The organism is Tritonibacter sp. SIMBA_163 (assembly GCF_046535935.1).
In the GTDB taxonomy this organism is placed as follows: Bacteria; Pseudomonadota; Alphaproteobacteria; order Rhodobacterales; family Rhodobacteraceae; genus Epibacterium; species Epibacterium scottomollicae.
On record NZ_JAWJBP010000001.1, the window covers coordinates 453,617 to 474,673 of the forward strand.

Annotated in this window: 19 protein-coding genes; 14 read left to right on the forward strand and 5 right to left on the reverse strand. The window is 63.7% G+C overall.

Going from position 1 to position 21,057, the window contains the following annotated elements; all coding sequences use genetic code 11:
• Positions 1-14: 14 nt before the first annotated feature.
• Positions 15-1,289: an NAD(P)/FAD-dependent oxidoreductase gene (locus R0J92_RS02070; RefSeq protein WP_411050565.1), complete on the reverse strand. Its 1,275-nt coding sequence runs from the start codon at positions 1,287-1,289 to the stop codon at positions 15-17.
• Positions 1,290-1,472: 183 nt separating this feature from the next.
• Here R0J92_RS02070 and R0J92_RS02075 point away from each other — a divergent pair, with 183 nt between their 5' ends.
• The 5 genes from R0J92_RS02075 (at position 1,473) to R0J92_RS02095 (ending at position 5,518) form a co-directional block, all read left to right on the forward strand.
• Complete coding sequence (locus R0J92_RS02075) at positions 1,473-1,880, forward strand: rhodanese-like domain-containing protein (protein WP_411050783.1); 408 nt, start codon at positions 1,473-1,475, stop codon at positions 1,878-1,880.
• A gap of 258 nt (positions 1,881-2,138) precedes the next feature.
• Positions 2,139-3,200, forward strand: coding sequence for a Hint domain-containing protein (locus R0J92_RS02080; RefSeq protein WP_106163056.1), 1,062 nt, complete (start codon positions 2,139-2,141; stop codon positions 3,198-3,200).
• A 394-nt stretch (positions 3,201-3,594) separates the two neighbouring features.
• Positions 3,595-4,215, forward strand: coding sequence for a 30S ribosomal protein S4 (gene rpsD / locus R0J92_RS02085; RefSeq protein WP_106163055.1), 621 nt, complete (start codon positions 3,595-3,597; stop codon positions 4,213-4,215).
• Between the two features lie 212 nt (positions 4,216-4,427).
• Positions 4,428-5,015, forward strand: coding sequence for a PA14 domain-containing protein (locus R0J92_RS02090; RefSeq protein ID WP_411050566.1), 588 nt, complete (start codon positions 4,428-4,430; stop codon positions 5,013-5,015).
• 29 nt (positions 5,016-5,044) lie between these two features.
• The gene (locus R0J92_RS02095; RefSeq protein WP_411050567.1) at positions 5,045-5,518 is read left to right on the forward strand and encodes a GNAT family N-acetyltransferase; all 474 of its coding nucleotides are present in this window, start codon (positions 5,045-5,047) and stop codon (positions 5,516-5,518) included.
• Between the two features lie 3 nt (positions 5,519-5,521).
• On the opposite strand, the gene R0J92_RS02100 is transcribed toward R0J92_RS02095, so the two are convergent.
• Entirely contained in the window at positions 5,522-5,983 is a 462-nt protein-coding gene (locus tag R0J92_RS02100) for an Lrp/AsnC family transcriptional regulator (RefSeq protein WP_411050568.1), read from the reverse strand.
• A 106-nt stretch (positions 5,984-6,089) separates the two neighbouring features.
• Here R0J92_RS02100 and R0J92_RS02105 point away from each other — a divergent pair, with 106 nt between their 5' ends.
• The 4 genes from R0J92_RS02105 (at position 6,090) to R0J92_RS02120 (ending at position 10,705) form a co-directional block, all read left to right on the forward strand.
• Positions 6,090-7,514, forward strand: coding sequence for an aminotransferase class V-fold PLP-dependent enzyme (locus tag R0J92_RS02105; protein ID WP_411050569.1), 1,425 nt, complete (start codon positions 6,090-6,092; stop codon positions 7,512-7,514).
• Between the two features lie 283 nt (positions 7,515-7,797).
• On the forward strand, positions 7,798-8,889 hold the full coding sequence (gene hisC, locus R0J92_RS02110; protein WP_106163050.1) for a histidinol-phosphate transaminase: 1,092 nt from the start codon (positions 7,798-7,800) through the stop codon (positions 8,887-8,889).
• Positions 8,886-9,818: a prephenate/arogenate dehydrogenase family protein gene (locus R0J92_RS02115; protein ID WP_411050570.1), complete on the forward strand. Its 933-nt coding sequence runs from the start codon at positions 8,886-8,888 to the stop codon at positions 9,816-9,818. The genes hisC and R0J92_RS02115 overlap by 4 nt, the downstream gene beginning before the upstream one ends.
• Positions 9,815-10,705: an extensin family protein gene (locus R0J92_RS02120; RefSeq protein ID WP_411050571.1), complete on the forward strand. Its 891-nt coding sequence runs from the start codon at positions 9,815-9,817 to the stop codon at positions 10,703-10,705. Before R0J92_RS02115 ends, R0J92_RS02120 begins: the two co-directional genes overlap by 4 nt.
• Positions 10,706-10,977: 272 nt before the next feature.
• On the opposite strand, the gene R0J92_RS02125 is transcribed toward R0J92_RS02120, so the two are convergent.
• Positions 10,978-11,991, reverse strand: coding sequence for a DUF2125 domain-containing protein (locus R0J92_RS02125; RefSeq protein ID WP_411050572.1), 1,014 nt, complete (start codon positions 11,989-11,991; stop codon positions 10,978-10,980).
• A gap of 68 nt (positions 11,992-12,059) precedes the next feature.
• On the opposite strand from R0J92_RS02125, the gene R0J92_RS02130 reads away from it, so the two are divergent.
• The 5 genes from R0J92_RS02130 to R0J92_RS02150 all read left to right on the forward strand — a co-directional run bounded on the left by R0J92_RS02130 (position 12,060) and on the right by R0J92_RS02150 (position 17,470).
• Entirely contained in the window at positions 12,060-12,587 is a 528-nt protein-coding gene (locus R0J92_RS02130; RefSeq protein WP_106163046.1) for a gamma-glutamylcyclotransferase, read from the forward strand.
• A 77-nt stretch (positions 12,588-12,664) separates the two neighbouring features.
• Positions 12,665-13,852, forward strand: a complete 1,188-nt coding sequence (locus tag R0J92_RS02135; protein WP_106163045.1) for a biopolymer transporter ExbB — start codon at positions 12,665-12,667, stop codon at positions 13,850-13,852.
• 3 nt (positions 13,853-13,855) lie between these two features.
• Positions 13,856-16,210 carry a peptidoglycan -binding protein gene (locus R0J92_RS02140; protein WP_411050573.1) on the forward strand — a complete coding sequence of 785 codons (2,355 nt, stop codon included), beginning with the start codon at positions 13,856-13,858 and terminating at the stop codon, positions 16,208-16,210.
• 269 nt (positions 16,211-16,479) lie between these two features.
• Positions 16,480-16,782: a hypothetical protein gene (locus R0J92_RS02145; RefSeq protein WP_106163043.1), complete on the forward strand. Its 303-nt coding sequence runs from the start codon at positions 16,480-16,482 to the stop codon at positions 16,780-16,782.
• 91 nt (positions 16,783-16,873) lie between these two features.
• Positions 16,874-17,470 (forward strand): hypothetical protein, encoded by a 597-nt coding sequence (locus R0J92_RS02150; RefSeq protein ID WP_411050574.1) that lies wholly within the window; start codon positions 16,874-16,876, stop codon positions 17,468-17,470.
• Between the two features lie 200 nt (positions 17,471-17,670).
• Here R0J92_RS02150 and clpA read toward each other — a convergent pair whose 3' ends face one another.
• Both clpA and gloB read right to left on the reverse strand, forming a co-directional pair.
• On the reverse strand, positions 17,671-20,001 hold the full coding sequence (gene clpA, locus R0J92_RS02155) for an ATP-dependent Clp protease ATP-binding subunit ClpA (protein WP_106163041.1): 2,331 nt from the start codon (positions 19,999-20,001) through the stop codon (positions 17,671-17,673).
• 200 nt (positions 20,002-20,201) lie between these two features.
• Positions 20,202-21,008: a hydroxyacylglutathione hydrolase gene (gene gloB, locus R0J92_RS02160; protein ID WP_411050575.1), complete on the reverse strand. Its 807-nt coding sequence runs from the start codon at positions 21,006-21,008 to the stop codon at positions 20,202-20,204.
• Between the last annotated feature and the right edge of the window lie 49 nt (positions 21,009-21,057).

Below are 21,057 nucleotides of genomic sequence, written 5' to 3' on the forward strand. Positions count from 1 at the left end.
CCAGGGCCGCCGGATCAGAGCAGGCTTTCGGCGGTCTGTTTGGCAAGGAAGGCCGTGCGATAGAGCGGTGCCTTCAGCGCGCGGCCCCGGTCCGGCACCAGATTGGTGATCGGCAGTGGCAGGCTCTCTTCCGGTGCGCCGGAGAACAGCTCCGCCAGCGCCCGGCCAAACAGCGTGCCAGTGGTGATGCCGCGGCCATTGTAGCCCACCGGAGTGTAAAGCCCGTCATCCAGCCGGTGAATGCGGAACAGATGGTCGGGGGTAAAGGCGATCTGCCCGTGCCAGGCGTCCTCGAATCTCAGCGGCCCGAGGTCCGGGTACAGACGGCGCAGCTTGCGCTCCGCCCAGCGGCGCGACAGACCCGTGGTGCCGCCCACCACTGACCCCATGGAGCCGATGATCAACCGCCCGGCCTGATCGCGGCGCAGCGAGAACATGATCTTGCCGGTGTCCCACAGGCCTTGCCCCTCGGGCAGGATCGCCTGCGCCTCCTCGCCAAGAGGAGCGGTGGCCAGCTGGAAGAACTGGATCGGGGTGAAGCTCTGTTCCAGTCCTGGCCACAGTCCGGTGCTATAGGCATTGGTGGCCAGCACCACCCGGCCTGCGGTAATGACGCCGCGCTCCGTCTCGACCTTCCAGCTGTCGCCGTCCTTGACCAGCGACAGCACCTTGGTGCCGGTGGAGATCTCCGCCCCTGCCGCCCTTGCCGCGCGGGCCAGTCCGCGTGCGTATCCCATCGGGTTGATGGTGCCGGCGCGGGCATCCAGCAGGCCCCCGTGGAATTTGCCTGTGCCGGTCTTTTCCGCCGTCTCTGCCGCGCTCAGCAGGCGCACCGGCGCACCGCGTGCCTGCCAGGCGGCGGCGCGGGCCTCCAGGTCGCGCAGGCCCGAGGGCGCATGGGCGGCGTGGATGGTGCCCGCGCGGGTCGCCTCGCAGCGGATCTGATATTGCTCGATCAGCGAGAACACGTAGTCGGGCATATCCCCCAATTCCCGCACCAATGCGGCGCCATGGCGCTGGCCCAGCAGGTGCTCCACCTCCTGCGGCGGCAGCCACAGCCCGGCGTTCACCAGCCCGACATTGCGCCCGGAGCCGCCATGGCCGATCTCCTCGGCCTCCAGCACATGGCACGACAGCCCCTTGAGCGCCCCGTGCAGCGCGGTTGACAGGCCGGTGTAGCCGCCACCGACGATGGCCACGTCGACTCGCGCATCCTGTTGCAGCGGCTCGGAATGGGTGGGTTCTGCGGACGAGCGGTCCCACAGGGAAATGGACGTGTCTGCGCTCACGTTGGACGCCTCACATGCTAGGGGTGCGCCCGGAGCGGGGATGCCCGCCGAGCCTGCAGGGAACACTGGGGCAGCGCAGAACGCCTGTCAATCGGCTGCGTGACACGGGCTGGCGCAGCGCTCCGACTGGGCCTAGAGTGCTGGAAACGCAGCAGGGCTCGACCCACAGCAGGAGGCGACATGATGGCCAAGCTCAAGACCTCATCGGCGGACATGGTGGCAGCAGCCCGCGCCCGCATCGCGGAGATCGACAGCGCGGATGCGATTGCGCTGCATGGGCGCGACGACGTGATCTTTGTCGATCTGCGCGACGTGCGCGAGCGTCAGCGCACGGGCTTTATTCCCGGCAGCTTTCACTGCCCCCGTGGCATGCTGGAGTTCTGGGTGGATCCCGACAGCCCCTATTTCAAGGAAATCTTCGCCAAGGAGGACAAGCGGTTCGTCTTTCACTGTGCGTCCGGCTGGCGCTCGGCGCTTTCGGTGGCGATGTTGCAGGACATCGGATTTGAGGCGGCGCATATCAGCGACGGCTTCTCCGGCTGGGTCAAGGCAGAGGGGCCGGTGGTGCCAGCGGTAGATAGTGCCGACTGATCCCGAATCTTCCCCGCAAGCGCCAGAACAAGCCCGGCCGTGACGCGGCGTGCCTTTGTTGCTTCGTCCTGTCGTTTCGCCGGGTCGTGGCGCAGATCACCGCTATCCCGCGCCCCCGCAGGAGAGGGTGACGTGGCCATTTCATCACGGTTCATTTGGGAATAGTGACCCTGGCCCCCGTGTGAGGACTTTCCCGCCGCGCCTCAATTTGTTAACGCTTCGTTAAAATAAGAAGCAGTGACTGAGGCAGGCTAGAGCATGAAGACGGGCTTTCGTGGCACGTTTGTCATTTCCTGGACGCAGACAGAAATCGACGGTCTCGAGGCAGCGCCGATATCTGCGCTCGATGTCGGTGCCGCGTGGTCATGGCATGGGGATGCCCTGCGCGTGGATGGACCGTCGGACCTATTGCGTCTCGACATGGCAGATGGCGAAAAGGATCTCCGCCGGCGCGCGGCGCATTCGGTGCGTCGTCTTGTTGGCGCAGCCGTGCAGAATCGCACTGATATTCATGCGATCAACGTCAAGGATCCGGTGATGGACAGCAGCTTTGTCGTCACCAATGGGGTGCGCAGCTATACGGTGACCGTGATTGATGCCGGCAAGGGGCGACCACCTCTGCTGATGTTTGTCGATGACATGCCGCCGCGCCACACCGATCTCTGGGTCGTACATCATGCGCTTGGGTCCTTGGGCGTGGCTCAGGCGCCGCGCGATCCTGGGGTGATCTGCTTTACCCCCGGCACCCGCATCGCCACACCGGATGGGCCCAGAACCGTCGAAACCCTGCGTGAGGGCGACCGGGTGCAGACCCGCGACAACGGTGTCCAGATGATACATTGGATCGGCGCGCGGCGCATGACGGGCGCGCGGCTCTTCGTGATGCCGCAGCTGCGTCCGGTGCGCATCGGCGCGGGCGCGCTTGGCATTGACCGCCCCGAACAGGAGCTGCTGGTCTCTCCCGAACACCGCATGTTGTTGCGCGGCCCTGCGGCGCAGGCGCTGTTCAATGAGCCGGAAGTTCTGGTGGCCGCGCGTGATCTGGTGAATGACCGCACGATCCAGGTGGACCGCGCCGTGACAGAAGTGACCTATGTCCATCTCCTACTGGAGAATCATCAGGTGCTCTGGGCCAACGGAGTGGAGACAGAGAGCTTTCATCCGGCCCACGCGGCGCTGTCGGCGCTGGATGATTCTGATCGCAAGCGGCTGCTGCGGCAGTTGCCGGATATCGAAGGCGACCCGAGCAGCTACGGCGGTTTCGCCCGTCGCAATCTCTCTGCCTCGGAGGCGGCCATTCTGCTGCATGACGCAGCCTAGCGCCGCCGCGTTGATCGCGCTGTGTTTCGGGATTTGTGAGGGCGGGCAGGGCATCCAGTCCCAGTGTCCCAGCAGATCCGCTGTTGTGACCTGACCGAAGGTCCCGGCGCGGCAATGGCCGCTGGATTGAGCGGGACCATAATCCGCGGCTTCTCCCTTGACACCACAGCGCGTTCCTATAGAAGCGCGGCTTCATTGGTGTTGGTGGCTCCCGCAAGGGAATGCCTGTCATGGCAGAGGGTCGCAAGATCCAAACCCAAGAGGACAACGCCCTTTATCGCCGTGGCGAGCCTGATCTGGTTCTGACGGTTGTGTGTCGCTCGCGTCCGCAACCTGAAAATTGGGAACCGGTTTTCGGAGCAAGTCGCGGAGCCAAATATAAAGGAGAACAGCCGTGACCAAACGCACGTCTGCCAAGTACAAAATTGACCGTCGCATGGGCGAAAACATCTGGGGCCGCGCAAAATCCCCGGTGAACCGTCGTGAATATGGCCCCGGCCAGCACGGTCAGCGCCGCAAGGGCAAACTTTCCGATTTCGGTATCCAGCTGCGCGCCAAGCAGAAGCTCAAGGGCTACTATGGCGACCTGACCGAAAAGCAATTCCGTCGCATCTACGGCGAAGCCGAGCGTGTGAAGGGCGACACCGGTGAAAACCTCATCGGTCTGCTGGAGCGTCGTCTGGACGCCGTCGTCTACCGCGCCAAGTTCGTGCCGACCGTCTTTGCGGCCCGTCAGTTCGTCAACCACGGCCACGTGCTGGTGAACGGCAAGCGCGTCAACATCCCCTCCTACCGTGTGAAAGAGGGTGACGTCATCGAAGTGCGCGACAAGTCCAAGCAGAACGTTGCTGTTCTCGAGGCCGTGCAACTGGCCGAGCGTGACGTGCCTGACTACATCGAAGCCGACCACTCCAAGCTGACCGCCACCTTCGTGCGCGCGCCCTCGCTGGCCGACGTGCCGTACCCCGTGATCATGGAACCGAACCTCGTGGTCGAATTCTACGCCAAGAACTGATCCTGTCGCCCGCAGGGCGTATCGGATACGAGATTTGCAAAAGCCGCTCCCGAAAGGGGCGGCTTTTCTTCTGTTGTGTGGAGCGGGTGGGCTTGCGCGCCGCATGACGTCAGGAATCTCTTGGGTCATCGCGGGTTTGCTGCCTATGGTGCCCCTGACACCGGCCTCAACCCCAGAACAAATACGTGGTCCGGACAGATTGGGAGTTCACCATGTCGATCATATCCGCCACCCTTCGGACCCTCACGCTTGCCACCGGGCTGATTGCCGGGTTGGCCGCCGCCGCGGTCGCCGCCCCGGTGCAGCTGACACCCGCAGACCCGCAGCCCTCGGGGCTGAAACCGGGGCTTTCGGTGCGCTATGCTTATCCCTCGGACGTCAAGAGCCTGGGCGCGGCCCGCAACGCGCTGAAATACAAGGTCGAACAGGGCGCGCCGCTTAAAGGGCTGGACTACCGCGACACCGAGCTGGGCGAGAATGTCCTCACCTCCAAGCGGGCCGAACGGGTGGTGGCCGATATTCGGGGCTATGTGCGATTTGACGCGGCCGGAGTCTATACCATCGATTTTCTGACCAACGACGGGCTGCACGCCGTGGTGGGCGGCCAGCTTGTTGGCGAATTTGATGGCCGTCAGGCCTGCGAGGAGACATTTGCGGTAGAGGTCGAGGTGCCGCAAGCGGGCTGGTATCCGCTGCAGGCGCTCTGGTTCCAGCGCACCAACACGGCTTGTTTGCACATGCGGGCCGCGCCGGCGGGCAAACGCCCGACCTGGATGCCCAACGCGGTCTTTGGGCACTGATCCGCGCGTCCGGAGCCACCGAAGAGCCCATGCAGATCACGTATCACCCAGCAGAGCTTTCGGATGCGGCGGGTCTCTCCGCCGTGCTCGAGGCGCTGCGCAGGGCTGGCAAGCGGCGCAAGGCGGGGGATGCCGCCTTTGTCCGGACGCATTACATCCGCCATCCCGACCAGTTGGCCTGCACCGTTGCGACCGATGAAACGGGCGTGGTGCTCGGCTTTCAGTCGCTGAAGCGCGCGGTGCCCGGAAACCCCTATGGCGCCCCGGTGGGCTGGGGCGTGATCGGCACCCATATTCATCCAAACGCGGCGCGTTGCGGGATCGGGCGGGGGCTGTTTGCCGTCACCACGGCGGCGGCACGGCAGGCCGGACTGCCCGCCATTGACGCCCTCATCGGTGCCGCAAATGCAGAAGGGTTGGGCTATTACGCCGCCATGGGGTTTGTCGACCATCGCTCTGAACCCGGTGGCGTCGGCAAAGCATTCCATTTGCCGCGCGACTGAGCCTCAGACCGGCAGCGGACGCCCCTCGGCGATTGTCTCCATCGCGAAATAGGATGTCACGCTGTCCAGTTCCACGCCGCCGATCAGGCGCTGATAGACCTTGTCGTAACTGGCCATGTCGCGGGTCACCACCTTCAGCTGGTAATCGTAATCGCCGCCGATGCGATGGAAATCCACCACTTCGGGAATGGTCAGCACATGGCGCCGGAACTGCGCCAGCCAGTCTGCCGAATGATGCCGGGTGCGCAGCATGACAAAGACCACCAGACCGAGATCCAGCTGGCTGCGATCCACCTCCGCCCGGGTGCCGCGCAGAATACCCTTGTCCTGCAAGGCCCGGAGCCGCCGCCAGCAGGCGTTCTGCGACAGGCCGACACGCTCCGCTAGGTCGCGCTGCGACAGGCTGCCGTCTCTTTGCAGGATATGCAGGAGGTCGCGGTCAATCTGATCTACGGTTTTTGTCATTTCTCGATCATATGATAGCGAATTATCGCTGTCACCTGTGATGTTTTGTGAAAATGACCCTGCTTAGGTGGTCTATGATGAGCAAAATAACCATGAGGGCGCAAAAATGATCCTGCAAGAGTTCAAAACGGCGATCAAACACACCGCGTATGCGGGCAAGCTGGCTGAAACGCTGATCGGCGAGGGGGTGATGATCCCCGGCCTGAACGGCGATGTGCCGCTGGTCTATGCGGATTACGTGGCCTCGGGCCGCGCCATGCGCCCGGTGGAGGCGTTCATCGCCGAGAAATTGCTGCCGTTTTACGCCAATTCCCACACCGAAGCCTCCTATTGCGGGCAATATGTGACCCGCCTGCGCCGCGAGGCCCGGGCCGAGATTGCGCGGCTCACCGGCGCGGGGCAGGCGTGCGAGGTGATCTTTGCCGGCTCCGGGGCGACGGCGGGGCTGAACCGACTGGTGAAACTGCTTGGTGTCGAGCAGGTGGAGCGGCCGGTGGTCTTCATCGGCCCCTATGAGCATCACTCCAACATCCTGCCCTGGCGTGAGAGCCGGGCCGAGGTGGTGGAAATCCCCGAGGGCGCCGAGGGCGGCGTCGATCTGGCGGCATTGGAGGCGGCATTGCTGCATCATGCGGATGCGGATCTGATGATCGGTAGCTTCTCGGCGGCCTCGAATGTCACGGGGATCGTCACCGATCCGGACCCGGTGACCCGGCTGTTGCGGGCGCATGGGGCGCGGGCGGTCTGGGATTATGCCGGGGGCGGGCCCTATCTGCCCATCGACATGGGGGAGCATGGCGCCGAGCCAAAGGACGCCGTAGTGGTCTCGCCGCATAAATTCCCCGGTGGTCCGGGTGCCTCCGGGGTGCTGATCCTGCGCCGCGAGGCGGTGCGCTCGACCATGCCCTCCTGGCCCGGTGGCGGCACAGTCAGCTTCGTGTCACCCTGGTCGCATCGCTATGCCGACAGTCTTGCTGCGCGCGAAGAGGCGGGCACGCCCAATGTGGTTGGTGACATCCGCGCCGCGCTGGCCTTTCTGGTCAAGGAAGCGGTGGGGCAGGAGTATATCGAGGCGCGCGAGGCGCAGTATGCGGCCAAGGCCCGCGCGGCATGGGGGGCGCTGCCGGGCTTGACGCTGCTGGGTCATGAGAGCGCACATCGGCTGCCGATCTATTCCTTTACGGTGCGTGGGGCCTCCGGTGCACCGGTGCATCAGCAGCTCTTCACCCGCATGCTGAGTGATGTCTATGGCATCCAGGCCCGCGGTGGCTGTGCCTGCGCAGGACCTTATGCGCACCGGCTGCTGGAGATCGACCAGCCGCAGTCCGAGGCTCTGCTCGGCGATCTTCTGGCGGGGCGCGAGTTGCAGAAACCCGGCTGGGTGCGGCTCAACTTCTCCTACCTGATGGAGGAGGCAACGGTGGATTATGTGATCGAAAGCGTTGCTAAATTGGTGGCGGAGGCGGAACAAATCGCCGCGTCCTATGATGCTGATCCCAGCACCGCCCGGTTCCAGCCGCGCGCTGCCTAAAGACGTAGCGCATCGGATATCTGTGTTTGCATGAGCCGTTGAATTGAGAGGTTTCGCCTCGGGCTGTGCCCGAGGCGACCCGCGCCGCGCGCCCCTTTTGGGGCGCGCGGCGCGGCCCGGCCCAACGGGAGGATCTGTCCGTTTGCGGGCAGGGACGACGGGCGGGAGCACGCCCTCCCATCCCGGATTGCGCGCCACTGGTGTAGGCCTGCGCGCAGTTGCCGCTTTTCCCATCGCCTTCAGACCGCTATGAGAGACGGGTTCGCGAAGGAGCTCGACCGATATGACCCAAATCACGCCGCAACCCGGTATCATGGACATCGCCCTGTATCAGGGGGGCGCGGCCCATGTGGACGGGGTGAGCAATGTGACCAAGCTCTCCTCCAATGAAAACCCGCTGGGCGCCAGCCCCAAGGCGGTGGAGGCCATGGCCCAGGCTGCGGCCAAGATGCATCGCTACCCAAGTTCCGACCATATCGCCCTGCGCACTGCGATTGCCGAGACCCACGGGCTCGACGCGGATCGCATCATCTGCGGCGCGGGCAGTGACGAAATCATCGCCTTCCTCTGCCAATGCTACGCTGGTCCGGGCGACGAGGTGCTCTATACCGAGCACGGCTTTGCCATGTACCGCATCTCTGCGCTGGCCGCGGGCGCAACCCCGGTCGAGGTCAAGGAGCGCGAGCGTGTCACCGATGTGGACGCGCTTCTGGCAGGCTGCACGCCGCAGACCAAGCTGGTCTTCATCGCCAATCCCAACAACCCCACCGGCACCATGATCTCCGAGGCCGAGGTGGCCCGGCTTGCCGATGGCCTGCCCAAGGGCGCGCTGCTGGTGCTGGATGGTGCCTATGCGGAATATGTCGAGGGCTTTGATGCCGGTGCAAAGCTGGTCGAGGCCCGCGACAATGTGGTGATGACGCGGACCTTCTCCAAGATCTACGGGCTTGGTGGTGCGCGCATCGGCTGGGGCTATGGCCCGGCCGAGATCATCGACGTGCTGAACCGTGTGCGCGGGCCCTTCAACGTCTCGTCCACCGCATTGGCGGGGGCGGAGGCGGCGGTGCGCGACCGCGACTACGTGGAGGCCTGCCGGGTTGAGAACGCGAAATGGCGCGGCTGGCTTGCCGATCAACTGGCCGAGGCGGGCGTGCCGTCGGATACCTCCTGCACTAATTTCATCCTCGCCCGCTTTGCCAGCCAGTCCGAGGCCGAGGCCTGCGATGATTTCCTCAAGGCCCGCGGCCTGATCGTGCGCCGGGTGGCAGGCTATAACCTGCCCACCGCGCTGAGGATCACCATCGGGGATGAGACCGCCTGCCGCGCCGTGGCTGCGGCCGTGAAGGCGTTTAAATCCGGGCAGGGCACAGAATGACCGAAGCGCAGGCTAAACCCGTCTACAACCGCGTGGCGCTGATCGGCTTGGGGCTTATCGCCTCGTCGATGTTCTGGGCGATGAAACGCTCCGGTCTTGCGGGCGAGGTCACCGGCTATGCCCGCAGCGCCGAGACCCGCGACACTGCCCGCCGCATCGGCCTGTGCGATCGCATCTGCGACACGCCACAAGAGGCCGTCGAGGGCGCCGACCTGGTGGTGCTCTGCGTGCCCGTCGGCGTGATGGGCGCTGTCGCCGCCGAGATCGCACCGGCGCTGATGCCGGGGGCCACCCTTTCCGATGTGGGATCGGTGAAGCGCCATGTGATCGAGGATGTCGCGCCGCATATCCCCGAGGGGGTGCATTTTGTCCCGTCCCACCCGCTGGCCGGCACCGAACACTCCGGGCCCGAATCGGGCTTTGCCGAACTGTTCGACAACCGCTGGAGCCTGCTGGTGCCGGTAGAGGGCAGCGACCCAGAGGCGGTGGCCCGTCTTCGCGCGCTCTGGGAGGGCATGGGCGCGCATGTGGAGGAAATGGACGCCGACCACCACGATCTGGTGTTGGCGGTGACCAGCCACGCGCCACACCTCATCGCCTATACCATGGTTGGCGTGGCCGATGATCTGCGCCGGGTCACGGATAGTGAGGTCATCAAGTATTCCGCCGCGGGCTTTCGCGATTTCACGCGGATTGCGGCCTCTGATCCAACCATGTGGCGCGATGTGTTCCTGACCAACAAGGATGCGACGCTGGAAATCCTCGGTCGCTTCACCGAGGAACTCTTTGCCCTGCAACGTGCCATCCGCACCGGCGACGGTGAACATCTGCACGCCTATTTCACCCGCACCCGTGCGATCCGTCGCGGCATCATCGAGGCTGGTCAGGACACGGATGCGCCGGACTTCGGGCGTGGGCCGAAGAAATGAGCGTGCGGGCGCATATGAGGCTGGCCGGGGTTGCGCTGGTTTTGCTCCATGCGGCCAGCAATGTCACCACTGCTGCGCCGGAAACCACCCCGCGGCCACCGCTTGAACGAGGTACAGAGGTGGCACTGGCGGAGATCTCTGACCTGTCTGCGTCTACCGTAGTCAGCGCGGCGGCTGCCGCCGTGGTCATGCCATCGCTGGCGGCTCAGCTGCGCCCACAGATCCGCCCCGTGTCGCCACAGATCCTGGCCGCCGCCGCGCGCCCGATGGATCTGAGTCCGGTGGCGCCAGGGGCGACCCTGCGCCCGATGATGCGCACACCGGAGTTCATGCAGCAGGTGCTGTTTGGTCGCGCCAAAAAACGGCGCGGCTCGGTCTGCGGCGTCCTGGACATTCAGGGTGAGGTCGCGGGCGACATCCCTGGCAAGCTCAAGGGCTGTGGTGCCAAGAACGCGGTGCGGGTACGCTCGGTCTCCGGGGTTGCGCTCAGCACACCGGCGCTGATGACGTGCGACACTGCCAAGGCGCTGAACAAATGGGTGTCGCGGGATGTGGAAACGGCCTTTGGCCGGTCCAACCGCGTGGTGCGGCTACGGGTGGCCGCGCATTACAGCTGCCGCACCCGCAACAACCGGCCCGGCGCTAAAATTTCTGAGCACGGTCGCGGGCGGGCGATCGACATCTCCGGGTTCACTCTGGAGAATGGCACCACCGTGAGTGTCCTCAAGGGCTGGCTCGACAAGCCCACCCGCAAGGCCCTGCGTCGCATGTGGAAATCCGCCTGCGGTCCGTTCCACACGGTGCTGGGACCGGAGGCCGACATCTATCACCGCGATCATTTTCACCTCGACACAGCCCGTCATCGCAGTGGCCGCTACTGTCGCTAAGGGCATCGTCGCGGATCTTGTGGGTCGCGCCGCGCAGTCAGCGCTGAGTCGTCCGGGCAAAATCGCTAGGGCAGGGCTCCCGCCCCCGCAGGTGCACGCCCCCTGACGTGGGCCTCCCCCTTGGCGGGGTTGGGCCGGGCAGCCTGTCCCGGATCGGGACAGGCTGCGGCGCCGGGCCGAAGGGCCCGGCGCCATGCCCAACGCGGAGCGATGTGCCCCGCAGGGGCGCAGCGAACAGGGGCGGGAGCCCCACCATTAGCCCTTGCGCAGCCTCAGCGGATGATCAAGCGCGGGGCAGGGCCAAGCGGGATTGGGCCGATGGTGATGTAGCCACCGCGAAAGCCAAGCGTGATGTCCAGATCCTCCGGGTTGCCGCTGGCGCGCGCCAATATCGCCACCACGCGTGCAGTCTGATCCCGTGCCCCAGGAGTGATGAAGCCGGTATCCACCGCCATATCCAGAAACTCGGCCCAGGCTTCCACCTGCAGCGCCAGCTCGCCGGTGGGGACGCCCGAGGCATCCACATCCAGCGTTCCGGTGCTCTTCAGCCGCATCTGGCCCCATCGGGCCTCAAGCCGATCAAGGTCGATCCGGCGCGGTTGCGGGCGACGGTCCTCCAGTGCGCTGCGATCCCAGGCGGTGTCGAACGTCACATCTGCCTGCAGGGTCAGAGTGTCGAATGTTTGCGGCAGCTCGGGCGCGGCCCGCAACAGACGGCGTAGGCGGAGGCCGGGGCGAAAGGCGCGGGCCTGCATGTCGATCCGATACGCCTCCGGCTCAGCGCCTTGCACCATGCGCAGATCCAGATCCTCGGCGCTGAGCGTGATGGTCTCGCCATCACCGATGCGCCACGCGCCCGAACTCAGCCCTAGCTCTTCGAGCTCCAGTGCAAGACCGGGCGCGAGGAACAGATCCGCGCGCAGCCCTTCAGTGCCGATCACGACGGTCTGGTCAAAATAGGACAGACGCTGATCTCCATCGGCAAACCGCAGGCTCTGACGTCCGGGCCAGATCGCGGGGCTGTGAAGTTCCAGCCAGTCTGCCCGCCACGCCGCCCCGGTGCCCGGATCGGCCAGTGTGGGGGCGTCGATGCGGGTCACATGGCGCCAGGGAAAGCCCCCCAGCGCACCACGGGGCGCAATGCCGCCCACCTCCACCTGCCAGCCGCGTGCCGCCTGTGTCTCAAACCAGTTCGCAACGCTTTGACGCAGGCCCCATTCCGCGACGGCCCAATAGAGCACCCAGATGACACAGAGCCCCAGAAGGACCTTCAACCCGCGTTTCATGCCGCACTGCCCCTTTTGTTTCCAACCGTTTTGCTGTTTACAGGCGCACGGAAAAAAGGACCAGTAACATGACGATGTGGGTATTCGGATACGGCTCTCTCCTGTGGAACCCGGAGTTCCCAGTGGCGCAGAGCGAAGTGGCAACGCTGCATGGCTTCGCCCGATCTTTCTGCATGCGGTCCATCCACCATCGCGGCAGCGAGGAGGTTCCGGGCCTGGTGCTGGCACTTGATGCGCAGGAGGATGCCCATTGCAAGGGGCTGGCGCTCCGAGTGGAGCCGGGCCACGAGGAGACCACCCTCGCCGCGCTGCGCGAACGCGAGCTGATCTCCTCGGCCTATGTCGAACGTTTCTTTGACGTGGAGCTTGCCAGCGGCGAGCTGGTCAACGCGGTGGTCTACGTGATCGACCCGCATCACGTGCAATACTGTCATCTGGAGCTGGAAGAGCAGGCGCAGATCATCGCCCGTGCCGTGGGGGGGCGTGGTCCCAACAGCGAGTATCTGTTCAACACGGCCGGCCATCTGGATGAAATCGGGCTCAGCGATCCCGACCTCAGCTGGCTGACGCAGCGCGTCCGGCAAATTTTATCATAAATCCTTGGCGACCATGAGGTTTTCGGTCTAGGCTGCAGGCGCAGAACCACGTCGAAGCCTATCGGGAGCCGCAAGGAATGGCGCATCACGAACGCGAACGCCGGCCGCAGTTTTCACAGCCGGTGCGTCAGGTTGTCATGATGCTGATCGCATTGGCGCTGGCCGGGGCAGGGGCCGTGATGGCGCTGCCCCGGGTGATGCCGGTGTTCGAGGCGAACCCCTATCTCAACGGGTTTATCGTCTTTGTCTTTGTCATCGGGGTGCTGGCCACCTTCTGGCAGGTGCTGCAGCTGATCAACTCCGTGCGCTGGATCGAACGCTTTGCCGCCGAGATCACCACAGATGATGATCGTGCGCCCTCGATGCTTGCACCACTGGCCTCGTTGTTGCGATCCCGGGGCGCGCGAATGCAGCTGGGGTCCTCTTCGACCCGGTCAATCCTCGACTCCGTGGCCGAGCGCATTGATGAAGCGCGCGAAATCACCCGCTATATCGTCAACCTGCTGATCTTTCTCGGCCTGCTGGGGACCTTCTACGGTCTTGCCACCACGGTTCCTGCTGTGGTCGACACCATCCGCAGTCTCGCCCCGCAGGAGGGCGAAGAGGGCATCGCCGTCTTCAACCGTCTGATGACCGGGCTCGAGGCGCAATTGGGCGGCATGGGTGTCGCCTTTGCCTCCTCGCTGCTGGGTCTTGCAGGCTCGCTGATTGTCGGTCTGCTGGAGCTGTTCGCCGGGCATGGTCAGAACCGGTTCTATCGCGAGCTGGAGGAATGGCTGTCGTCCTTCACCCGCGTCAGTTTCTCGTCCGGTGAGGAGGGCGTTGGCGACAGCAACCTCGTGGCCGGTGTGCTTGATACCATGGCGGAACAGATGGACGCGCTGCAGGCGATGTTTGTTCAGACCGCCGAGAGCCGCGCCGAGGTGGATGGAAAACTGTCGCGGCTGGTCGACTCGATTGATGACATGAACCGCCGTCAGGACGATGTCTCCTCGATCTCCGGGGCGCTGGAACGGGTCGCGTTGGGGCAGGAAACCCTGACAGAGCTGATGCGCGCCCATGGTGACGTGGGCATTGACGCCGAAAGCCGCATGCGCCTGCGCTCCATCGACGTGCAGATGCTGCGCATTCTCGAGGAACTCTCTGCCGGTCGTCAGGAAAGCCTCGCCGAGTTGCGCAAGGACATCGACCTTCTGGTCAAGGCCTTCGCCGGCCCGCGTGGCATGGATCGGGCGGCGCGTGTGGCGGCGCGGAAAGAGAGCTGATCCATGGCCCTGAAACGCCGTACCGGCCAACGTTTCCAGGGCGCGATCTGGCCCGGCTTCGTGGACGCGATGACCGGTCTTTTGTTGGTGCTGATGTTTGTGCTGACCATCTTCATGGTGGTGCAGTTCGTGTTACGCGAAACGATTTCCGGACAAGAAACCGAACTTGATGACCTGTCGACCGAGGTCCGGGCGCTGGCGCAGGCGCTTGGGGTGAAGGAGCGCGAGGCCAGTCAGCTGCAGGCCCGTTTGGGCGCTTTGGGCGCCACGCTCAATTCGGCGCGCTCGGATCTGCAGGCCGCGCGGGATCAGATTTCGGCGCAGCAGGCGCGCATCAGCACATTGACGCAGGAGCGGGATGCAGCCACCTCTGATCTTGCCTCGGCGCGGACGCAGATTTCCGATTTCGAGGCCCAGGTGGCGGCGTTGATCGCAGGCCGAGACCGGGCCGTGACACAGATTGCGGAACTCACCGCCGAACGGGACGATCTTGCGACCGCGCGCAGCGAGCTGCTGTTGGAGCAGGACGCGCTGAACCTCGCGTTGGCGCAGGCGCGCGATGAGATGGACGCGCAGGTCGAGGCCGCGCGCTTGGCTGCCGCGCGAACGGATGCGCTGCAAGCCCTGGTGGAGGATCTGCGCAGCGAAGACGACGCGCAGGCCGCCCGTGTCTCGGAGCTGGAAGAGGCGCTGTCCGAGGAGGAAGCTGCCCGCCTGACCGAAGCAGCCGCCGCCGAGGCGCTGCGCAACCGGTTGGAAAATGCCGACGCCGAACTCACCGCGATGACGCTGGCGTTGGAAGAGGAGCGCAAGAACGCCGAGGACACGCTGACGCTGTTGGCTGCCGCAGAGGCCGCTCGCGAGACGCTTGACGAGGAACTGGAACAGGCGCTGTCCACGATCGAGCAGGCCAAGGCACAAGCCCAGGATCGCGATGAATTGGCTGAACGGCTGACACGCGTGCTGGCTCAGATGGAGGTCACCGAAAGCAGCGCCGCCGCCCGAGTTTCGGCATTGGAGGCAGAGTTGGAGCGTGTGCGTGCCGACAGCAGCGCCACGCGCGCCCGGCTGTCGGCTGAGGTCGACGCCGCACGTCAGAAGGCCGCAGACACCCGCAGCCAGTTGGAAACCGAACTGACCCGCCAGCGGGCCGCCACGGTGGAGACGGAAACCCAGTATCAGGCGCAGTTGCGTGCTTTGCAGGACAGCTTTGATGTCGAACGGCGCGCGCTGGAGGATCAGCTTGCCGCGCTGGGGGCCGAGGCGGAAGAAACCCGCCGCACGCTCGAAACACAGCTGGCAGATCTTCGCGCCGAAACCGCAGAAACCCGCAGCGGTTTGCAGACGCGCCTGGACCGTGCCGAGGCCGATCTACAGGCCGCCCGCAGCGCCGCAAGCTCTACCGCGGAAGAGCGCGCCTCTGTCGAGCAGCGCCTGCTGGTCGCCTTGGAGGCGCTGGAGCGGGCGCAGGCTGCGGCGTCCGATCAGGATGTGTTGCAAAGCCGTCTGCTGGCCGCCTTGTCGGACAAGGATGAATTCGCCTCAGAGGCTGCCGAACAAAAGACCCTTGCCGAACAACGCGCCGATCTCCTCGCACAGGCCCGCGCCGCCCTTGCGGACGAGAAAGCGATTTCCGAGGACGCGCGACGCGAAACTGCGCTGCTCAACCAGCAGGTGGCGGCGCTGCGCGAGCAGCTTGGCGGATTGCAGGCGCTGCTGGATGACTTCAAGGAACGCGATGCCGCGCAGTCCGTGCAGGTGCAATCGCTTGGCAAGGATCTCAACACCGCATTGGCCCGAGCCGCGTCAGAGGAACGTCGCCGCCGCCTGTTGGAGGAGCAGGAGCGCAAGCGTCTGGAGGCGGAGCGGGAGCGTCTGGCCAACCGGGCGGAGGATCTGGAGCGGTACCGGTCCGAGTTCTTCGGTCAGCTGCGTGATGTCCTGGGCGATCAAGAGGGCGTGCGAATCGAAGGTGACCGATTTGTTTTTGCTTCAGAGGTGCTCTTCGCGCTAGGCAGCGCCGAACTGTCAGAGGCGGGCAAGGTCGAGATCGCCAAAGTCGCGCGTATCTTGCAGAACGTGGCAGCGGTGATCCCTGAGGAGATCAACTGGATCATCCGGGTTGATGGCCATACCGACAATCTGAGTTTTTCGAGCACTGGGAAGTACGCCGACAATTGGGAACTCAGCCAGGGCAGGGCACTGTCGGTTGTGCGCTACATGATTGATGCGCTTGGGATCCCTCCAGATCGGCTTGCCGCCAATGGTTTTGGCGAGTTTCAGCCGATCAATCCAGCCGACACGCCGGCTGCGCGGGCGCAGAACCGCCGCATCGAACTGAAGCTAACCGAGCGCTGAAGTCAAAGATAAACATATGATATCTCTAAAATAAAAAGGCTCCGGCGACATGACATCGCCAGAGCCCGAACTGCTCAAATAACATCTTTGAAATCTGGACGTCTCCACCACTCACGGCTATTGGGTTCGCCCAGTAGGTGAGTAGCACGGCGACAGCTAAATTTCAATAAATTCTCATGCGTGAGAATTTTTATGTGCTATGCTGATCCTACAGATTATTTGCTTTGGCCCCTGGAGGGCATATGCATCTTCTTGGAGGGGCATTTTGATTGGATAGACTACGCGCCATCTTTGAACTTCGCGACATGTTGCGTCAGATGGAGCGCGACATAGGGCTGGAGGATTTGAGCCGGGCCGAAAAGGACGTGTTTCAGGCGGCACATAAATTGACGGATGAGCCCGGACAATTGGTGCGCTCTGAGCAAATTCGACAGCACCCTCTGACATGCGACATCACCCAGGCGACGTTTCATCGGGCATTGCGCTCGCTGCTGGATCTCGGCTTTCTCGAACGTCCCGAGGGCGCACGGGCCAAGCATTACATCGTTCGACGAGACTTGTTGCACGATTGATTTCGCAAGGGACGTGGCGTTTGTTCTCGGTTTGAGGGTCAAGGTCGCGACAGGAATTGTTTTGTGAATATGTGGGCGATACACCAGATGCATGAGAACTGCTGACGGCTTCATACCCGGTGTCCCCGGCATGGTGATGATCGCCATGGCCTATATAATTTGTCACGGTGCCACCATCTGGGTGATCGCGCCGGTGCAGCATTTCTTCTGGGAAAGCGCGTCCGTGTTTGCCAGCCTGGCGTATTTGCCGCATGGGGTTCGGGTGCTGAGCGTCTGGTTGATGGGGTGGCGAGCGATCCTGCCATTGGTTCTTGGCGCGGTGCTTGCGAACCTGATCTTTACGGGAGCTGACATCCGGGACTTGATGCAGAACCGGATGTGGATCTCGATCTTGACGAGCACGCTTGCCACCTATCTGGCATTTGAGCTGCTGCGCGTGTTCGGCGTTTTTGCCTATGCCGGAAGCGGCAGACGCATGAATTGGCGGCAGCTGCTGCTGGCAGGACTGCTGGCATCTGTTTTCAACTCGATGGGGCAGACGCTGGTGTTCTCCGGCATCGTTGACCCCAGCAGTCAGATTGGCGAGGTTGCTGCGTATATGGTTGGCGACATCCTCGGGCAGGTGGTGCTTATGATAGTTCTGATGTTGATCTTTCGCGCCTTGCGCAGTCCCATCCGCCGCAGCTGAGCCGTGATTTCGCACGCGGGGCACTGTCTGCTCGACGGGCCGATGCCGCGATCTAGAGCAGTCTTTTTCCAGGGTGTGTCTGCTGAACAATTGGGGGGAGGGGCGGCACCCGCCGCAGCTTGAACTCTGACATGAAAAACGCCCACCTTCGACTGAAGGTGGGCGTTGTCCGTTGCTGCGCCTGAGGCAGGCAGCGCGCGTTATTCGGCGGTCAGCAGGGGTGGCTTGTTGCCACTGAGCTGCGGCTTGTTTGGCCCCTCGATCCGCAGGTCGAGCTTGCCGTCCTTGATGCCGACCTGAACCACCCCGCCCTTGGCGAGCTTGCCGAACAGCAACTCCTCCGCCAGCGGTTTCTTGATGTGCTCCTGAATCACGCGACCCAGCGGGCGTGCGCCCATCTTGTCGTCATAGCCCTTATCCGCCAGCCATTCGGCAGCTTTGCGGGTCAGCTCGATCGACACGTTGCGGTCCATCAACTGGGCTTCCAGCTGCAGCACGAACTTCTCGACCACCTGCAGGATGACCTCTTTCGGCAGCGCGCCGAAGGAGATGGTGGCATCCAGACGGTTGCGGAATTCCGGCGTGAAGGTGCGTTCGATGGCCGCCGTGTCCTCGCCCTCGCGACGGTCGCGACCAAAGCCGACAGCCGATTTCGCCAGCTCCGTGGCGCCCGCGTTCGAAGTCATGATCAGAACCACGTTGCGGAAGTTCACCGTGCGGCCGTTGTGGTCCGTCAGCTGACCGTTGTCCATCACCTGCAGCAGGATGTTGAACACATCCGGATGCGCCTTCTCGATCTCGTCGAGCAGCAGCACGCAATGTGGATGCTGGTCGACGCCATCAGTCAGAAGACCGCCCTGATCGAAGCCGACATAGCCCGGAGGCGCGCCGATCAGCCGTGAGACCGCGTGTTTCTCCATGTATTCCGACATGTCAAAGCGCAAGAGCTCCACACCCAGCGTATCGGCCAGCTGCTTTGCCACCTCGGTCTTGCCGACGCCGGTTGGGCCGGCAAACAGGTAGTTGCCGATCGGTTTTTCCGGCTCGCGCAGCCCGGCACGGGACAGTTTGATCGCTGAGGACAGCGCGTCAATGGCGGCATCCTGACCAAAGACCACGCGTTTCAGGCTGGCCTCCAGATCCTTCAGCACCTCTGCATCGTCCTTGGAGACACTCTTTGGCGGGATGCGGGCGATCTTGGCCACCACGGCCTCGATCTCCTTGACGCCGATGGTCTTGCGACGCTTGCTTTCCACCACCAGGTGTTGGGCCGCACCGGCTTCGTCGATCACGTCGATGGCCTTGTCCGGCAGCTTGCGGTCGTTGATATAGCGCGCTGCCAGTTCCACCGCGGATTTGATCGCATCCGAGGTGAACTTTATTGAATGATGCTCCTCGAAATAGGGCTTCAGCCCCTTCAGGATGGCGATGGAATCCTCCACCGACGGCTCGTTCACATCGATCTTCTGGAACCGGCGCGACAGGGCGCGGTCCTTCTCGAAGTGCTGGCGGAACTCCTTGTAGGTGGTAGAGCCCATGGTGCGCAGCTTGCCGCCCTGCAGGGCAGGTTTCAGCAGGTTGGAGGCATCCATGGCACCGCCGGAGGTGGCGCCGGCCCCGATCACCGTGTGGATCTCGTCGATGAACAGCACCGCGTCGGGGTGGTCTTCCAGCTCGGTCACCACCGCCTTCAGGCGTTCCTCGAAATCACCGCGATAGCGCGTTCCGGCCAGCAATGCGCCCATGTCGAGCGAGTAGATGGTGGTTTCCGACAGCACCTCGGGCACTTCGCTTTGCACCACCTTGCGAGCCAGACCTTCAGCGATGGCGGTCTTGCCGACACCGGGATCGCCCACCAGCAGCGGGTTGTTCTTGCGACGGCGGCACAGCACCTGGATGCAGCGCTCCACCTCGGAGTCGCGACCGATCAGCGGGTCGATGTCGCCTTCGCGGGATTTGGCATTCAGATCGACACAGTATTTCGCCAGTGCCGACTCTTTCTGTTCGCCTTCTGCCACGCCTGGGCCGCCGCCAAGTTCTTCCTCGGCCTCGGGTGCGCCGGACACGGGGCGATTTTCGCCATAGGCGGGATCCTTGGCGACACCATGTGCGATGAAATTCACCGCGTCATAGCGGGTCATGTCCTGATCCTGCAGGAAGAAGGCCGCATCGCTTTCGCGTTCGGCAAAGATCGCCACCAGCACATTGGCCCCGGTCACTTCGGTTCGGCCCGAGGATTGAACGTGGATCGCGGCACGTTGAATGACGCGCTGGAAGGCCGCGGTCGGAACCGCCTCCGATCCGTCGATGTCGGTGACCAGATTGGCCAGATCTTCTTCTACGAACTCCAGAAGGGTTGATCGCAGTTCGTCAAGATTGACGCTGCAGGCGCGCATGACGCGTGCGGCATCAGGTTCCTCGATCAGTGCCAGAAGCAGATGTTCGAGGGTTGCGAATTCGTGACGCCGTTCATTCGCCAGCGCCAGCGCCGCGTGAATGGCTTGTTCCAAAGTGCTCGAGAATGAAGGCACGGGCGTGCTCCTCTGTCTTGGGTTATGGGGACCCGTCGCCACCGGGCGGCCCGGTCCTGTCCCATAACCATGTCCTCATACTGTTAGAGTTTGGTTGATAGAGCGTAAGCTTCAAGGGCTTTTTACGTGATTGTGGTCACAATTCCCGTCATTGTGCTCACATATCTTGCGTAGATTTGATGAGGCAGAGCCCCGGTACGTTAGAACCTGTCCTTTGCCGACCGGATATGGGCAAAGACCTCGACGTCTGCAACCCCTTCCATGCCAAGGGTTTTCTTCATTTCCGCATCGCCTGCGCGCAGGAATGGATTGGTGGCTTTTTCCACGCCCAATGCGACGGGCACTGTGGGGGCGTTTTTTACGCGCGCCTGCGCAATTTCTTTTGTCCGGCGTTGCAGCGCGGCGTTGTCCGGGTCGATACTGAGTGCGAAGGCGGCGTTGGACTGGGTGTATTCGTGCCCGGAATAAACCATGATTTCGTCGGGCAGGGCGGCCAGCGACGTCAGCGACTGCCACATCATGGCCGGTGTCCCCTCGAACAGGCGTCCGCATCCCAGCGCCATCAGGCTGTCGGCGGTAAAGAGCGCGCCGCCTTCCGGGTAGTAGAAGGCGATATGACCCAGCGTGTGGCCGGGAACCGCCAGAACCTGGCAGCGTCCCGCGCCGGTGCCGCCCTCAAATCCGGGCTCCAGCTCCATGTCGAGCGCTTCGCCCTGGGCGGCGATCTTGTCGGCCTCGGCCTTGGGGCCCATCACCGTGCAGCCGTATCTGTCGCGCAGCGCCTTGATGCCGCCGACGTGGTCGTGGTGGTGGTGGGTGATCATCACCACTGCGGGCGTCCAGCCGCGCGCCTCAAGGGCGTCGATGATCGGAGCAGCCTCTGGCGCGTCAATCACGGCAACCCCGTCGGGGCCCTTCACCAGATAGGCGTAATTGTCCGACAGGCAGGCGACCGTGACGATTTCGAGGGCAGAAGCGGAGGTAGAGGCTTGATCGGGCATGGTCATTCGCTTTCACATTGCTAGACTGCCCCCAAACTGACCGAAGCAGTGGGCC

Bases quoted from the DNA above. Each gene is read 5' to 3' on its own strand.
- R0J92_RS02075 (WP_411050783.1), top strand. From the start codon at position 1,473: ATGGCCAAGCTCAAGACCTCATCGGCGGACATGGTGGCAGCAGCCCGC.
- R0J92_RS02080 (WP_106163056.1), top strand. From the start codon at position 2,139: ATGAAGACGGGCTTTCGTGGCACGTTTGTCATTTCCTGGACGCAGACA.
- R0J92_RS02090 (WP_411050566.1), top strand. From the start codon at position 4,428: ATGTCGATCATATCCGCCACCCTTCGGACCCTCACGCTTGCCACCGGG.
- R0J92_RS02095 (WP_411050567.1), top strand. From the start codon at position 5,045: ATGCAGATCACGTATCACCCAGCAGAGCTTTCGGATGCGGCGGGTCTC.
- R0J92_RS02100 (WP_411050568.1), bottom strand. From the start codon at position 5,983: ATGACAAAAACCGTAGATCAGATTGACCGCGACCTCCTGCATATCCTG.
- R0J92_RS02105 (WP_411050569.1), top strand. From the start codon at position 6,090: ATGATCCTGCAAGAGTTCAAAACGGCGATCAAACACACCGCGTATGCG.
- hisC (WP_106163050.1), top strand. From the start codon at position 7,798: ATGACCCAAATCACGCCGCAACCCGGTATCATGGACATCGCCCTGTAT.
- R0J92_RS02115 (WP_411050570.1), top strand. From the start codon at position 8,886: ATGACCGAAGCGCAGGCTAAACCCGTCTACAACCGCGTGGCGCTGATC.
- R0J92_RS02120 (WP_411050571.1), top strand. From the start codon at position 9,815: ATGAGCGTGCGGGCGCATATGAGGCTGGCCGGGGTTGCGCTGGTTTTG.
- R0J92_RS02125 (WP_411050572.1), bottom strand. From the start codon at position 11,991: ATGAAACGCGGGTTGAAGGTCCTTCTGGGGCTCTGTGTCATCTGGGTG.
- R0J92_RS02130 (WP_106163046.1), top strand. From the start codon at position 12,060: ATGACGATGTGGGTATTCGGATACGGCTCTCTCCTGTGGAACCCGGAG.
- R0J92_RS02135 (WP_106163045.1), top strand. From the start codon at position 12,665: ATGGCGCATCACGAACGCGAACGCCGGCCGCAGTTTTCACAGCCGGTG.
- R0J92_RS02140 (WP_411050573.1), top strand. From the start codon at position 13,856: ATGGCCCTGAAACGCCGTACCGGCCAACGTTTCCAGGGCGCGATCTGG.
- R0J92_RS02150 (WP_411050574.1), top strand. From the start codon at position 16,874: ATGAGAACTGCTGACGGCTTCATACCCGGTGTCCCCGGCATGGTGATG.
- gloB (WP_411050575.1), bottom strand. From the start codon at position 21,008: ATGACCATGCCCGATCAAGCCTCTACCTCCGCTTCTGCCCTCGAAATC.